Origin of the sequence: Streptomyces sp. NPDC021096 (genome assembly GCF_040641275.1) — a bacterium.
GTDB lineage: Bacteria > Actinomycetota > Actinomycetes > Streptomycetales > Streptomycetaceae > Streptomyces.
The window spans coordinates 1-14,548 of record NZ_JBFADG010000027.1 but is presented as its reverse complement, the minus strand read 5'-3'; the positions used below and the strand labels follow the sequence as shown (position 1 = coordinate 14,548).

General features: G+C 73.5%; 13 protein-coding genes and 1 pseudogene. 4 read left to right on the top strand and 10 right to left on the bottom strand.

What is annotated here, in order from left to right; all coding sequences use genetic code 11:
- Positions 1 to 185 precede the first annotated feature (185 nt).
- From hpt to dacB, 4 genes are all read right to left on the bottom strand, one after another.
- On the bottom strand, positions 186 to 725 hold the full coding sequence (hpt, locus tag AB0G59_RS25260; RefSeq protein ID WP_004940393.1) for a hypoxanthine phosphoribosyltransferase: 540 nt from the start codon (positions 723 to 725) through the stop codon (positions 186 to 188).
- Positions 726 to 802: 77 nt separating this feature from the next.
- Complete coding sequence (gene tilS / locus AB0G59_RS25255) at positions 803 to 1,840, bottom strand: tRNA lysidine(34) synthetase TilS (protein ID WP_360915797.1); 1,038 nt, start codon at positions 1,838 to 1,840, stop codon at positions 803 to 805.
- A 199-nt stretch (positions 1,841 to 2,039) separates the two neighbouring features.
- The gene (locus tag AB0G59_RS25250; RefSeq protein WP_360915794.1) at positions 2,040 to 3,155 is read right to left on the bottom strand and encodes a zinc-dependent metalloprotease; all 1,116 of its coding nucleotides are present in this window, start codon (positions 3,153 to 3,155) and stop codon (positions 2,040 to 2,042) included.
- Positions 3,156 to 3,231: 76 nt separating this feature from the next.
- Positions 3,232 to 4,689, bottom strand: a complete 1,458-nt coding sequence (dacB, locus tag AB0G59_RS25245) for a D-alanyl-D-alanine carboxypeptidase/D-alanyl-D-alanine-endopeptidase (RefSeq protein ID WP_360915791.1) — start codon at positions 4,687 to 4,689, stop codon at positions 3,232 to 3,234.
- An 83-nt stretch (positions 4,690 to 4,772) separates the two neighbouring features.
- Here dacB and AB0G59_RS25240 point away from each other — a divergent pair, with 83 nt between their 5' ends.
- Complete coding sequence (locus AB0G59_RS25240) at positions 4,773 to 5,270, top strand: inorganic diphosphatase (protein ID WP_071962293.1); 498 nt, start codon at positions 4,773 to 4,775, stop codon at positions 5,268 to 5,270.
- A gap of 40 nt (positions 5,271 to 5,310) precedes the next feature.
- Here the strand turns inward: AB0G59_RS25240 and AB0G59_RS25235 are convergent, their stop codons facing one another.
- Both AB0G59_RS25235 and AB0G59_RS25230 read right to left on the bottom strand, forming a co-directional pair.
- On the bottom strand, positions 5,311 to 6,987 hold the full coding sequence (locus AB0G59_RS25235; protein WP_360915788.1) for a threonine/serine exporter family protein: 1,677 nt from the start codon (positions 6,985 to 6,987) through the stop codon (positions 5,311 to 5,313).
- Between the two features lie 102 nt (positions 6,988 to 7,089).
- Positions 7,090 to 8,607, bottom strand: coding sequence for a DedA family protein (locus AB0G59_RS25230; protein WP_360915785.1), 1,518 nt, complete (start codon positions 8,605 to 8,607; stop codon positions 7,090 to 7,092).
- A gap of 213 nt (positions 8,608 to 8,820) precedes the next feature.
- Here AB0G59_RS25230 and AB0G59_RS25225 point away from each other — a divergent pair, with 213 nt between their 5' ends.
- Positions 8,821 to 9,189, top strand: coding sequence for a YbjQ family protein (locus tag AB0G59_RS25225; RefSeq protein WP_071962291.1), 369 nt, complete (start codon positions 8,821 to 8,823; stop codon positions 9,187 to 9,189).
- 58 nt (positions 9,190 to 9,247) lie between these two features.
- On the opposite strand, the gene AB0G59_RS25220 is transcribed toward AB0G59_RS25225, so the two are convergent.
- From AB0G59_RS25220 to AB0G59_RS25210, 3 genes are all read right to left on the bottom strand, one after another.
- The gene (locus AB0G59_RS25220; RefSeq protein WP_360915782.1) at positions 9,248 to 10,810 is read right to left on the bottom strand and encodes an ABC transporter permease; all 1,563 of its coding nucleotides are present in this window, start codon (positions 10,808 to 10,810) and stop codon (positions 9,248 to 9,250) included.
- 1 nt (position 10,811) lies between these two features.
- Positions 10,812 to 11,591, bottom strand: a complete 780-nt coding sequence (locus AB0G59_RS25215) for an ABC transporter ATP-binding protein (protein ID WP_360915779.1) — start codon at positions 11,589 to 11,591, stop codon at positions 10,812 to 10,814.
- Between the two features lie 106 nt (positions 11,592 to 11,697).
- A complete protein-coding gene (locus tag AB0G59_RS25210) occupies positions 11,698 to 12,684 on the bottom strand; it encodes a helix-turn-helix domain-containing protein (RefSeq protein ID WP_360915776.1) in 987 nt (328 codons plus the stop codon).
- A gap of 106 nt (positions 12,685 to 12,790) precedes the next feature.
- Between AB0G59_RS25210 and AB0G59_RS25205 the strand changes: the two genes are divergently transcribed.
- Positions 12,791 to 13,747 (top strand): NADP-dependent oxidoreductase, encoded by a 957-nt coding sequence (locus AB0G59_RS25205; protein ID WP_360915773.1) that lies wholly within the window; start codon positions 12,791 to 12,793, stop codon positions 13,745 to 13,747.
- A gap of 66 nt (positions 13,748 to 13,813) precedes the next feature.
- Here the strand turns inward: AB0G59_RS25205 and AB0G59_RS25200 are convergent, their stop codons facing one another.
- Positions 13,814 to 14,041, bottom strand: a complete 228-nt coding sequence (locus AB0G59_RS25200; RefSeq protein ID WP_360915770.1) for a hypothetical protein — start codon at positions 14,039 to 14,041, stop codon at positions 13,814 to 13,816.
- 322 nt (positions 14,042 to 14,363) lie between these two features.
- Between AB0G59_RS25200 and AB0G59_RS25195 the strand changes: the two are divergent.
- Positions 14,364 to 14,548, top strand: a pseudogene (locus AB0G59_RS25195) (hypothetical protein); the annotation flags it as partial.

Here is a 14,548-nt window from a genome sequence, read left to right as displayed (position 1 = left end):
TGTCCTGCTCGACCTTGAAAGCTTGACTTGAAAGCCTGAAAAGGCTGACCTTCGGACGGTACCCCAGCATTGTCACCCGACGCCGCTGCGGACGGTCAACAAACCCGCCCTCACCCTGCTCCAACGGCGGGAAACCGGGTACGGTTCCCGCGCGCCGGGGTACCCGCTCCGGAAGCGGGGCGTGCTCAGCCGCCGTAGACGTGCGGCGCGAGCGTGCCCACGAAGGGCAGATTGCGGTACTTCTCGGCGAAGTCGAGGCCGTAACCGACGACGAACTCGTTCGGAATGTCGAAACCGACCCACTTCACGTCGATGGCGACCTTCGCCGCCTCCGGCTTGCGCAGCAGCGTCACGACATTGAGCGACGCCGGCTCGCGGGAGCCGAGGTTCGACAGCAGCCACGACAGGGTGAGGCCGGAGTCGATGATGTCCTCGACGATCAGGACGTGCTTGCCCTTGATGTCGGTGTCCAGGTCCTTGAGGATCCGCACCACGCCGGAGGACTGGGTGCCCGCGCCGTAGGAGGACACGGCCATCCAGTCCATGGTGACGGGGTTGGACAGCGCACGCGCCAGGTCCGCCATCACCATCACGGCGCCCTTGAGGACGCCGACGATGAGCAGGTCCTTGCCCGCGTACTCCGCGTCGATCTTCGCGGCCAGCTCGGCCAGCTTCGCGTCGATCTCTTCCTTGGTGATGAGCACCGACTTCAGATCGGTGCCCATGTCCTTGTCGTCCACCCGCGCCACTCTCGCTCGTTCAAGACTCGTCCGGCCTACGGGGCGGTGTCGCCCCGTTCGAATCAGCCCTGCCGGAGGACCAGTCTGCCACCCTGCCTGCGAACCGCGACGCGCCCGGGCAGGTTGATGGCCCCCTGGCCGCGCCAGCCGGTGATCAGACGGTCGACTTCCTCCAGGTGGCGGGCGAAGAGCGAACCGGCCGGGGAGCCCGCCGCGATGGCCGCGCGGCGCAGCACTCGGCGGCGGACCGCGGGGGGCAGGGCGAAGAGCTTGGCGACCTCCAGGTCGCCGGAGTCGTCCCGGACGGACGTCTCCACGGCGGCGGCCCAGGAGTCGAGGGCGTCCGCGTCGTCCCGGGAGAGCTGGGCGGTGCGGGCGAGGGCCTCCACGACGCCCTTGCCGAGGGCCTTCTCCAGGACGGGCAGCGCCTCGTGGCGGACCCGGGAGCGGGTGTAGGCGGGGTCGGCGTTGTGCGGGTCGTCCCAGACGGGCAGCGACTGGACCATGCACGCCTTGCGGGCGGTCTGCCGGTCCAGGCCAAGGAAGGGCCGGCGGTAGCGGCCGCCGACGCCGGAGGCGGTGGCCATGCCGGAGAGCGAGCGGATGCCGGAGCCGCGGGCGAGCCCCAGCAGAACCGTCTCGGCCTGGTCGTCACGGGTGTGGCCGAGCAGGATCGCGGCGGCGCCGTGCCGGTCGGCGACGGCGTCCAGCGCGGCGTAGCGGGCGTCGCGGGCCGCGGCCTCGGGGCCGCCCTCCCGGCCGACGTCCACCCGGACGGCCTCGACGGGGTCCAGGCCGAAGGCGGCGAGGCGGCCGACGACCTCGGCGGCGCGCAGGTCGGAGCCCGGCTGGAGGCCGTGGTCGACGGTGACCCCGCCGGCCCGGACCCCGAGCCTGGGGGCCTCGAAGGCGAGGGCGGAGGCGAGCGCCATGGAGTCGGCGCCGCCGGAGCAGGCGACCAGGACGAGCGGGGGCGTGCCGGGGGAGGCCGCCGAGGGCGCGGCGCTGGGTACGGAGGCGGGCGGAGCCAGGGTGAGGACGTCGTGGAGTACGCGGCGGACCGCCAGGCGTATCGCCGCGACCGCGGGGTGTGGACCCATGTCCGTGTGTCCAATCGTTCCATTCGGGGGGCCATTTGGGAGAGGGCCGTAGCCTTGCGACTTCGAGCCTCGGTCACGCTGTGTGCGTCGATGGTGACAGAGACGAGCCTTTACCCGAGCATCGCACGCCCACCCTCGGCAAACGGTCCCTCGGACGGGTGATTACGGGAGCGTTCATCCGGCACGGGGCGTGCCGGCATCACCCGTCGGTTCGTCCGTGCACCCGTGCGACCCAGTCCGCCGGTTTGGCGATCTCCGATTTGGTCGGGAGCGTGTTCGGCGACGTCCAGACCCGGTTGAACCCGTCCATGCCGACCTCGTCCACGACGGCCCGTACGAACCGCTCGCCATCACGGTACTGCCGCAGCTTGGCGTCCAGACCCAGCAGTTTGCGCAGCGCGGCGTCCAGCCGTCCGGCACCGCTGGCCCGCCGCTTCTGGAACTTCTCCCGGATCTCGGCCACGGTCGGTACGACCTGCGGACCGACTCCGTCCATCACGTAGTCCGCATGCCCCTCCAGCAGGGACATCACAGCCGTCAGCCGGGCGAGGACCTCCCGCTGGGCGGGGGTCTGCACCAGCTCCACGATGCTGCGGCCCTCCGGGGGCCGGCCGCCCGCCAGCGACTGGGCTGCCTCCCGCACGCGTTCCAGCAGGGTGGCGGGGTCGACCTCCGTCTCGCCGAGGAACGTCTGGATCTCGCCCTCGATGTGGTCGCGGAGCCAGGGCACCGCCGTGAACTGCGTGCGGTGCGTCTCCTCGTGGAGGCACACCCACAGGCGGAAGTCGTGCGGGTCGACCTCGAGCTCGCGCTCGACCTGGACGATGTTGGGCGCCACCAGCAGCAGCCGGCCGCCGCCGTCGGGCGAGCCCGGCAGGTCACGGCTCGCCGGCGCGAACGTCTCGTACTGCCCCAGCACCCGGGACGCCAGGAACGACAGCAGCATCCCCAGCTCGACGCCGGTCACCTTGCCGCCGACGGCCCCCAGGACCGCGCCTCCGGGGGGATTGCCGCGCCTGTCCTGCATCTTCTCCAGCAGCGGCCCCAGCAGCGCCCGGAAACCGGCGACGTTCGCCTTGATCCACCCGGCCCGGTCCACGACGAGGACGGGAGTGTCCGCGCCCCCGCCCGCCGGGGGCGCCATCCGTGTGAACGCCCGTACGTGCTCCTCGGAGGAGCGTGCGTGCCGCCGCAGCTCGGCGACCACCGCACGCGCCTCTTCCCGGCTGACCTCCGGCCCCGGCCGTACGAGCCGAGTCGCCGTCGCCACCGCGAGCTTCCAGTCGACCATCTCCGTACCACCGACGCTCGTCATGGCTTCACCGTACGTGCTGCGCCGGGCTCGGGGAGAGGCCTTGCCCGGTCCCGGCACGGGCCCGCCGGGGGCCGGTTCAGTCGAGCGTCGAGGCCACCGCCGAGGCGAGGCGGTCCAGCGCCTGCTGGGCGCCGTCGGCCGAGGGCGTGTTGGAGGCCAGGAAGGCGAAGGACAGCAGCCGGCCGCTGGGCGTGAGCGCGGTGCCGGCGAGGGTGTTGACCCCGGTGAGGGTGCCGGTCTTGGCCCGGACGGTGGCGCGGCCCGCCGTGTCGCGGCCGTAGCGCTCGCGCAGGGTGCCGGTGAAGCCGGCCACCGGCAGTCCGGTCAGGACCGGGCGGAGCCGGGGCGCCGCCGGGTCGGCGGCCCGGGCCAGCAGCCGGGCCAGGAACTCCGCGGAGGCCTGGTCGGCACGGTCCAGGCCGCTGCCGTCGGCGATGCGGACGGCCCCCATCGGCAGGCCCATGGCCGACAGCCGGTCGGTGACGGCCTTCGCCGCGCCCTCGAAGCTCGCCGGCTGCCCGGACGCCAGCGCCGTCTGCCGCGCCAGCGCCTCGGCGATGTCGTTGTCGCTGTTGGTCAGCGCCCGCTCGACCAGATCGGCCAGCGGCGCGGAGGCGACCGCGGCGAGGCGGGCCGCGTCCGGTGCCGCCCCGCCCTCGGTGGGCTCGCCCTCGACCTCCACGCCCCGCTCCCGCAGCATCGCGGCGAACTTGCGGGCCGCGCCCGCCGCCGGCTCGGCCGTACGGTCGGCGGGCCCGCGGGAGGAGTCGTCCAGCCGGCCCTCGTCGACCATGAGGGCGCTGACGGGCGCGAGGTTCTCGTTGGTCCCGATCACGTGCTGCACGGGCCCGGTGTAGCGCGAGGCGTCGTAGGCGAGGGCGGTACGGGTCGTTCCGCGCGCCTTGAGCGCGCGCGCCGTGGCGTCGGCCAGCTCGGTCAGGCTCGCGAAGCGCGGGCCGGGGCCCTGCGCGGGGCGGGCCGTGAGCGTGGGGTCTCCCCCGCCGACCAGCACGATGCGGCCGGCGCCCCCGTCGACGACGGTCGTCTCGATGCGGTGCTCGGGCCCCAGCGCGGCGAGCGCCGCGGCCGACGTGGCCAGCTTGATGGTGGAGGCGGGCGTGTAGGCGACGTCCTGCCCGGCGCCGAAGAGCGGCTCCCCGCTCGCCACGTCGACGACGGACGCCGCGCGGTCCGGGCCGAGCGCGGGGTCCTGCAGGAGCGGCTCCAGGGCGGCCGCGAGGCCCTCGCGCGCGGACGGCCGCCCGGCGCGCAGCGCGCCCAGCACCGGCGGCGCGGCGGCCGGAACCCGACCGGCGGCGGAGTGACCCTCGCCACCCACTCGCCCGGCGGTCACGGCACGCACCCGTTCGGCCTTACGCTGACCTCCGTCCCAGGGGCCGGCGGCCGCCACCGCACCGGTCGCGATCACGAAACCGGCCACGGCGGACGTGGCGGCGAACTGCACGGTTCGGCGCCGCGCCACGGGGGCGTCCCGCCACCACCTGACCTGCCAGCGTCCGGCTTCAGGCACCACGGACCAGCCCCTTTCGCCACCACACACCTGCGTGGGGGACACTTAATCACCAGACGTATGTGTTGATCATGAAGGAGCCACCCGTGGAGTTCGACGTCACCATCGAGATCCCGAAGGGTTCGCGGAACAAGTACGAGGTGGACCACGAGACCGGTCGCATCCGTCTGGACCGCCGACTCTTCACCTCGACCTCGTACCCGGCCGACTACGGCTTCGTCGAGAACACCCTCGGCGAGGACGGCGACCCGCTGGACGCGATGGTCATTCTCGACGAGCCGACGTTCCCCGGCTGCCTCATCAAGTGCCGCGCCATCGGCATGTTCCGCATGACGGACGAGGCCGGCGGCGACGACAAGCTGCTGTGCGTCCCGGCGAACGACCCGCGCGTGGAGCACCTGCGCGACATCCACCACGTGTCGGAGTTCGACCGCCTCGAGATCCAGCACTTCTTCGAGGTCTACAAGGACCTCGAGCCGGGCAAGTCCGTCGAGGGTGCCGACTGGGTCGGCCGCGCCGAGGCCGAGGCCGAGATCGAGGCCTCCTACAAGCGCCTCGAGGCCGCGGGCGGCTCGCACCACTGAGCAGCACCCTGAGGCAACCGGCACGCGCGGCTTCGTACGACTAGAAGCCGCGCGTCCGCTTTGCCGCCCGGCGCGCCGCGGCGCCGGGCACCTTCAGGAACATCCGGGCCATCTCGGACCCGAGATTCACCCCGATGGCGATCGCCAGCGCCAGGGCCGCGGCCTTGGTGAGGCTGGAGATGCCGGTGTTGAGCTCGTTCTTGGCGAAGTTCAGCAGGGCGAAGTACACCGCGCTACCGGGCAGCAGCGGCCCGATCGCCGCCGTGACGTACGGCAGCGCGGAGGCGTGCCGGTAGCGCGCGAAGAGCTGCCCGAAGAGGCCCACGAGCCCCGCGGCCACGGCCGTGGCGGGCACCGGGTCGACCCCGATGGTGTCGGCGAGCGCCCCGTAGACCACCCAGGCCACACCGCCGTTGAGCATGGCCAGCCATACGGTGTGACGTTCCTGCTGGAGCAGCACCGCGAAGGCGAAGGCCAGGATCATGGCCGCGACGGTCTGGGTGACGGGCCGTTCCACCCGCTCCAGCGCGGCCTCGGGGTTGAGCGTCCCGCCGCCGAAGTGCACGCCCCCGTAGAGGACCACGAGCACGCCGCAGACGATGCCCGCGATGAGGTAGCCGACCTCCAGCAGGCGGGCCGCGGCGGTGATGTAGTAGCCCGTCAGGCCGTCCTGCACGCCCGCGACCAGGGCCCGCCCGGGGATCAGCGCGAACAGCCCGCCGGTGATCACGGCGGAGGCCTGTACGTGCACGTACTCATGGGCGGTGCTCAGCGCCACGCCCATCACGGCGGGCGGCATCGCGGCCGCCACGAACTGGTAGAACTCCGGCAGCCCGCGCCCCGCCGCCAGCCACGCCAGCCGGTCGCCCAGCATCGCCCCGGCCGCCGCCGCGAGGAACACCACGACGCCGCCGCCCACGAGCAGGCTCGCCGCGCCGGCGAGCAGCCCCGAGGCGAGGGTGAGCTCCCAGCCCGGGTAGGGGTGGCGGTTGCGGCGTATCTCGGCCAGCCGGCCGTAGGCCTCCTCCAGGGTGAGCCCCTGCGAGGTGATGTCGTGCAGCAGCCGGTAGACGGCGTTCAGACGGGTGTAGTCGGTGCCGCGCCGCCGCACGGTGCGGTTGGCGGTGACCGGGTCGTCGACGAGGGACGGCTGGTAGCTGACGGTCAGCAGGGTGAAGGTGACGGTCGGCTCGCAGCGCGCCAGCCCGTAGGCGTGCGCGACGCCGAACATCGCCGCCTCGACGTCCTCGGCGCCCTCGCCGCCCGCCAGCAGCAGCTCGCCGATGCGCAGCGTCAGGTCCAGCACGCGCGGTACGGGCGGGCCGGGCTCCTCGGACTTCTCCGGGCGGTCCGGCACCGGCCGCTCCCCCAGCGGCATGCGCAGCATGGTGCGCATGCGGTCCTGCCAGGGGGCCTCCTTGACGAGGGAGACCTTGGGGATGCCGTAGGGCGGGGTGAAGGCCGGGTGGAAGCCGGCCGGGGCCGCGCCCTCGGGCAGGGCGAACGCCGAGCCCTCCGGCCCGGTGTCCGGCTCGGGCGAGACCCCTTCCGGAAGCGCGAACTCCGATGTGGGGTGCTCATCCTCCGGCGGGGGTGGCAGCGGCACCCCCAGCGGCGGGGTGAAGGCACTGTGCGCCTCGTCGGAGTGCGGCTTGCGATCCTCGCCGGGCTCCGGGTCCGGAGCGCCACGACCGCCCCGCTGCCGATCAGCCACCACGTGCTCCTCGTTACGCCCTCCAGTTACGGCCACCATGCCTGATGGGGCGTACGGGCGCGCACTGGGGGGCCGGGAAACGGACGCGTGGCCTCGGAGTGCGGGTCAGCGACGGGCGTGACGCCCGTGGTGCGGGGGCGGGTCATGGGGGCCGCCGCCGTGGCCGCCGCCGTGCTCGTCTTGGCCGTGGTCGTGGTCGCCGCCGCCGTGGGGGTCGTAGCCGCCGTGGGCGTCGTAGCCGCCGTGGGCGTCGTAGCCGCCGGGCTGGGGGGCGCCGTAGGCACCGCCCTGCTGGGGCGCGCCATAGCCGCCGCCCTGCTGCGGCGCCGAGTACCCCTGCTGGGGGGTGCTGTAGCCACCGCCCTGCTGGGGCGCACCGTAACCGCCGCCCTGCTGCTGGGCGCCGTAGGGAGCACCCTGCTGGGGCGCGCCATACGGGCCGGGCTGCTGCTGCGCGCCGTAGCCGCCACCCTGTTGCGGGGCCGCGTACCCCTGCTGGGGCGCGCCGTAGCCGCCGCCCTGCTGCGGCCCCCCGAACACATCGGCACGCTGACCCTGCGCACCACCGCCGCCCTGCTGGGGCGCGCCGTAGCCGCCGCCCTGCTGCGGCCCCCCGAACACATCGGCACGCTGACCCTGCGCACCGCTGCCGCCCTGCTGAGGCGCACCGTAGCCGCCGCCCTGCTGCGGGGCGCCGAACACATCGGCACGCTGACCCTGCGCACCGCTGCCACCCTGCTGGGGCGCACCGTAACCGCCGCCTCGCGGCCCCCCGAACACATCGGCGCGCTGGCCTCCCTGCGCACCGCCGCCCTGCTGCGGCGCCTGGTACCCCTGCTGCGGCGCACCGTAGCCACCGCCCTGCTGACCCTGTTGACCCGGGGTCACGAGGGGGAAGCCGTACTCGTCCTCCTCCGGGAAACCGGCCGCGGCCGGCGGGGTGGCCGGGGAGGGGGCGGGGGCGGGGGCGGCGGCCGGAGCCTCCGCCTCGGCCTTCTTCGCCTTGGAACGGGCGCGCAGGAACTCGAAGGCGATCGGCAGAACCGAGATCAGCACGATCGCGATCAGCATCGCCTCGATGTTCTTGTGGACGAACTCCACCTTGCCGAGCGCCGCGCCCAGCGCGGTCACGCCGCCGCCCCACAGGGCGCCACCGATGATGTTGAAGGTGAGGAAGGAGCGGTAGTTCATCCGGCTCACGCCGGCGATGATCGGCGTGAACGTGCGGATCACCGGGACGAAGCGGGCCAGGACCAGCGACTTCGGGCCGTACTTCTCGAAGAATTCGTGGGCCTTCTCGACGTTCTCCTGCTTGAAGAGCTTCGAGTCCGGGCGCCGGAACAGCGCCGGGCCCACCTTCCGGCCGAAGAGGTAGCCCGCCTGGTCACCGAGGACCGCCGCGAGCACGACGAGTCCGCACACCGCCCACAGCGGGTAGTCCAGCTGTCCCGTCGTGACCAGGAGGCCGGTGGTGAAGAGGAGGGAGTCACCCGGCAGGAAGAAGCCGATGAGGAGGCCCGACTCGGCGAAGACGATGGCCAGGACGCCGATCAACCCGAATTGGGTGATCAGATAGTCCGAGTCCAGCCACTGGGGGCCGAGCGCGAGGGTGGTCGGGGTCACGAGTGTGAGGCTCCTGGGTCGAGGGCGCAGGCTCGTGCGAGGCCCGGCCACAAGGCGGGGGAGGCGATGTGCGGCCCAAAGCTATCAACGCGTTCGTCGCCCTCCCGGTTCCAGAAGAGGACCGGGCCCGTACGCCCGGCCGGAGCAACCGCACCCCTCCAGAGTGCGTCAACGACGGCGACCGGCAAAACTGCACAGACGGAGGTGGATGCGATGGGCATCGAGGAGTTCGGTGGCGGCCAGCACGAGAAGGCCGATGTGCTCGTGGTCACGACCAACGATGTTCCCGGATACCGGGTGGAGCGGGTCATCGGCGAGGTCTTCGGCCTCACGGTGCGCTCCCGCCACATCGGCAGCCAGATCGGTGCGGGTCTGAAGTCCCTCGTCGGCGGCGAGCTCAAGGGCCTGACCAAGACCCTCGTGGAGACCCGCAACCAGGCCATGGAGCGCCTGGTCCAGCAGGCCAAGGCCCGCGGCGCCAACGCGGTGCTCATGTTCCGCTTCGATGTGACGGAGGCGGCGGACGTCGGCACGGAGGTCTGCGCGTACGGCACGGCAGTGGTGATCGCGCCGCAGCAGTGATTTCGGCTGGGGGCTCCGGAGCCCCCAGCCCCCACGCCCGGCGGTCCCGGCCGCGTGCTCAGCCGACGTCGCGAGCGGTCCGGGAGGGCTGGACGCGCATGACGAGCAGGCCGGGGACGACGACGCCCAGCAGCCCCAGCCCGGCGCAGCCGGCGGCGACCTGGGCGAGCGCTCCCCAGGGCAGGAGCTCCAGCAGGTCGGCCGCGGGCAGGTCGGCGCGCGCGCAGAGCCCGCCCAGGGAGACGGCCACGACCGCGGCGGCCGCGATCAGGCCGCTCAGCACGACCACGGCGGACTCCCAGCCGAGCATGCGCAGCATCTGGCCCCGGGTGCTCCCGGTCAGCCGCAGGACGGCGAATTCCTGGCGGCGCCGGCGGGTGGCCAGCAGCAGCGTGTTCAGGATGCCGATCGCGGAGAAGGTGATGAGGGGGGTCATCAGGATGCGCATGCCCACCGCGTTGCGGTCCCGCTGCCGCTCGGCGCGGCCCCCGTCGCCCCGCTCCGGCGCGGCGGCCGGACGGGACTCCTCGTGCCCGGCGTGCCCGGCCTGCCCGGCCTGCCCGGCGTCGGCCGCACCTGCCTCCGCCGGCCGTACCGGCACCGCCCGGGCGGACGCCGCCGGCGCTTCCGCCCGCTCCGCCACCGCCGCTGCCCGGTCCGCCACCGCCGCCGCCGTCCGGGCCACCGGCCGGGACTCCACCTCGCCCGAGACGGCGTTGCCGCACAGCAGCATCGCGCTGAGGCCCGCCGCGATCAGCACGGGTCCCGCCATGGCCGCCACGCGCCGCGTGGCGGCCGTGCTGTTGGCCGCCGCGAGCGTGCCCGAGTAGCGGGACAGCAGCCGCCCGGGTACGGCGCACAGCGCGGCGATGGGGCGCACCAGGAGGGGGATGAGCAGCCAGACGGAGAGGATCAGCAGCAGGCACAGCGCCATGGCCCCGTTGACGGCCTCGTGCGGGCCGTCGCGGTGCCCGTACCAGTCCCAGGCCGCCCAGGTCAGACCGAGCATGGCGAGCGCGCCGACGGCCCGCCCGGGCGGCATCGCGCGCCGCTCGGCCTCCGCCTCGCGCAGGGCGGCGATCGGGGAGGTGCGCATCGGGCCGTTGGCGGCGGTCCAGGCGGCGAGCAGGGCGATGGCCGTGGTGCACAGCACGCCCGCAGTGAAGCCCGGCAGGGACAGGCCGGCCGTCGGACCGGCGTCCAGGACGTCGTTGCGGACGAGCCACTGAAGGGCCGGTCCCGCCGCGGCCAGCCCGATGCCGGCGCCGGCCGCCGCGCCCACGAGGGAGATCACCAGGGCCTCACCGGTGATCTGGAGGCGCAGTTGCCGCGCCGTCGCGCCGACGGTGCGCAGCGCTCCGATCTCGCGGCGGCGCTGCTGCACGACCAGGGACATGGTGTTCACCACGAGCAGCCAGGCGGTGAGCCCCGAGGTCCCGCCGACCAGGCCCAGCAGTGATTCGGCCGACTTCATGGCCGCCTGTCCGGTGTCCGCCCGGTGCACCCGGTCCAGCACGGTGGCCAGGACGGTGACCAGGGCCGAGCTCATGACGACCACGACGAGCACTCCGGCGTACTGCCACAGACGGGTGCGCGCGGAGGCCAGGACGAGGGAGAACACCTCAGACCCCCAGGGCGGCCATGCGGGCCGCGATCGTGTCGGCGGCGGCGTCGTGCCCGGTGAGGCGGTCGATCACCCGTCCGTCGGCCAGGATCAGCACTTCGTCCGCCCAGGCGGCCGCCTGCGGGTCGTGCGTCACCATGACGACGGTGGTGCCCATGCCGTCGACGGCGCCCCTCAGCAGGGCGAGCACGTCCCGGCCCGAGGCGCGGTCCAGCGCTCCGGTCGGCTCGTCCGCGAAGACCACGTCGGGGTCGGTGACGAGCGCCCGGGCCACGGCGACCCGCTGCTGCTGGCCGCCCGACAGCTCGGCCGGGCGACGGTCGCGCTTGTCGAACAGGCCGACGGTCGCGAGCAGTTCGTCCAGTCGGGCCGCGTTCGGCCTGCGCCCCGCCAGCCGCAGTGGCAGGGCCACGTTGGCGGCGACGCTCAGGGCGGGCACGAGGTGGAAGTCCTGGAAGACGAAGCCGATGCGGTCCCGCCGCAGCAGCGTCAACTGCCGCTCGGATAAACCCCCGAGCTCACGCCCGGCGAGCGAGACCGTCCCCGAGGTCGGGCGCTCCAGGCCGGCGGCGCAGTGCAGCAGCGTGGACTTTCCGGAGCCGGAGGGGCCCATCACCGCCGCGAACGTCCCACTGACGAAGCCGTGGTCGATGTCGTGCAGTGCGGTGACCGCGCGCTCGCCCCGCCCGTGCACCTTGCGCAGGGACCGCAGGTCGACCGCGATGCTCCTGCCGGTCACGGGCTTGTAGACGATGTGGGGCGGCTGCGTCGTGTTCATGGAACCAGTCAATCTTCCCCGGAAGGCGATCCGCCCCCGGCGCCACGACGAAACCCGGCCATCTCGCACAAGTTCCCATCGGGCGGAGGGAGATGCCGGGATCGCCTCAGGCCCTCTCGCCGCCCCGCGCCGTGGGCCGGAAGGTCCGCCGGTACGCCTGCGGGGAGACGCCGATCGCGGCGTGCAGGTGCTGTCGCAGCGACGTGCCGGTGCCGAAGCCCGCGCGGTGGGCCACCAGGTCGACGGGCCAGTCGGTGCTCTCCAGGAGCTGGCGGGCCCGGTCGACGCGCTGGCGGAGCAGCCAGCGGCCGGGGCTGGTGCCGGTCTCCTCGCGGAAGCGCCGTGTGAACGTGCGCACGCTGACCTGTGCGTGCGCGGCCAACTCGGCCAGGGTCACGGGCTCGTCGAGGCGTTCCAGGGCCCAGGCCCGGGTGGCGGCCGTGCCGCCGCCGGGGGTGGTGGGGGCGGGTACCGGCCGGGGGATGTACTGCGCCTGGCCGCCGTCGCGCCAGGGCGGTACGACGCAGGCGCGGGCGACGTCGTTGGCGACCTCGCTGCCGTGGTCCCGGCGGACGATGTGCAGGCACAGGTCCACTCCGGCGGCCACCCCGGCCGAGGTCAGGACGTCGCCGTCGTCGACGAAGAGCACGTTCGGGTCGATCCGCACCGACGTGAACAGCCGCTGCATCCGCTCCGCGTCCTGCCAGTGCGTCGTGGCGCGGCGGCGGTCGAGCAGGCCGGCCGCGGCCAGGACGTACGAGCCCGAGCAGATCGCCACCATGCGCGTACCGGGCCGTACGGCCGCCAGGGCGTCCCGCAGTGCGTCGGGCAGCCGCCCCTCCTCCCGGATCCGCCCCAGGGCGTGGGACGGCGGGACGACCACGGTGTCGACCTCGGCCAGCAGGGACGCGTCATGGCGGACGGCGAGGTCGTAGTCCGCCTCGGCCCGCACCGGGCGCCCGTCCAGGCTGCACGTCGCCACGGAGTACAGCCGTTCGCCGGCCGGGCCGCGGGCGACGCCGAAGATCCGCCCCGGAATGCCCAGTTCGAAGGGGACGACGCCGTCCAGGGCCAGGACTCCCACGCTGTGCATGGCCCGATCCTTTCAGACCTTGGCCATCGGGCCACTACTGGGCGTTCCGCCGGACCCGCAGTCTCGAACCACCTGATTCCAGCCATATGAAGTCATCTGAAGTCACATGAAGGAGACACCAGTGCGCGCCATCAGCCAGGCCCGACCCGGCGGCCCGGAGGTCCTCGAAGTCATCGAGACCGAGCGGCCGGAGCCCGGTCCGACGGAGATCCTCGTCCGCGTCCACGCGGCCGGGGTCAACCCCGCCGACTGGAAGACCCGGGAGCGCGGCGCCCTCGCCGACGGCACGCGGCCGCCGTTCACGCTGGGCTGGGACGTGTCCGGCGTGGTCGAGGCCGTCGGCCGCGGCGTCACCCTCTTCGCCCCCGGCGACGAGGTCTTCGGCATGCCGCGCTTCCCCCACCCGGCCGGCGCCTACGCCGAGTACGTCACCGCCCCCGCCCGCCACTTCGCCCCGCTCCCGGCGGGCCTGGACCACGTCCACGGCGCCGCACTCCCGCTGGCCGCCCTCACCGCCTGGCAGGCCCTCGTCGACACCGCCGCCGTCCGGCCGGGCGACCGCGTACTGATCCACGCCGCCGCCGGCGGAGTCGGCCACCTCGCCGTCCAGGTCGCCAAGGCGCGCGGCGCGTACGTCATCGGCACCGCGAGCGCCGCCAAGCACGACTTCCTGCGCGACCTGGGCGCCGACGAGGTCGTCGACTACACGACGACCGACTTCGCCGAGGCCGTACGGAACGTCGACGTCGCCCTCGACACCATCGGCGGCGACTACGGCCCCCGCTCCCTGCGCACCCTGCGCAGGGGCGGCACGCTGGTCTCCGTCCTGCCGCTGGAGGAGTTCTTCCCGGTGGATGAGGCCCGCGCGGCGGACGTACGGGCCGTCTTCGTACTCGTCGAGCCGGACCACACGGGCCTGCGGGAGATCGCCGCGCTCGTGGAGAGCGGACGCCTGCGGGTGCGGGTGGACGCGGTGTTCGCCCTCGAGGACGCGGCGAAGGCCCACGCGCTGGGCGAGGCCGGGCGGACGACCGGAAAGATCGTGCTGTCCGTGGCGTCCTGACACCGGGGCCCGGCCCAAGCGAACACGGCCGGGCCCGGGAAGGGGCCCGGCCGGTGGGGGCTGGAGCTACTGGCCTCCGCCGAGGAGGCCGCCGAGGGCGTTGTTGAGCTGCTCGGTAAGGCCGCCGGCGGTACCGGTGACGGTGCCGGGCAGGCTGGCGACGGTACCGGTGACGGCACCGACAGCGCCCGTCACCGTGTCGCCGACCGGGTCGGCTTGGGCGGGGGCCGCGAGGGCGACGGTGAGCAGGGTCAGCAGGGCGGTGACGGTGAGGGTGCGGCGAATGTGCGACAAGGCAGGCCCTTTCTGTCCGTGCGCGGGCAGGGCGCCCTGAGGTGCGGGGGACCGATCCGCTAAGAGGCTTTCCTGCTTGCCGTACGGGCTAACGCCATGTCACTCGTACGTGCCTCCGGACATAGCATTCACCTTCACTTCATTGCAACGAGCGGGTGGCTGTCGTTGCATTACCCGCCAAGATCGTTGCAATGATTATACGGCTCTGACCTGCAGTGATGGTGATTCTATGCAACGAGGGTGTTGCTGGCCCGGTGAAGGCACCGTAGCTTTTCGCCTGTCGGAAACACCGACACCGCGCCGAAGCAGAGGAAAAAGAACGATGCAGAAGTTCGCCACCACCGCCCCGATCTCCGCCGTCCTCGACATCCCCGCGGGCCTCATCCGGTTCATCGCCGCCGACCGTGCCGACGCCACGGTCGAGGTCCTGCCCGCCGACGCCTCCAAGAGCCGTGACGTGAAGGCGGCGGAGCAGATCGAGGTCGCGTACGCCGACGGTGTCCTGCG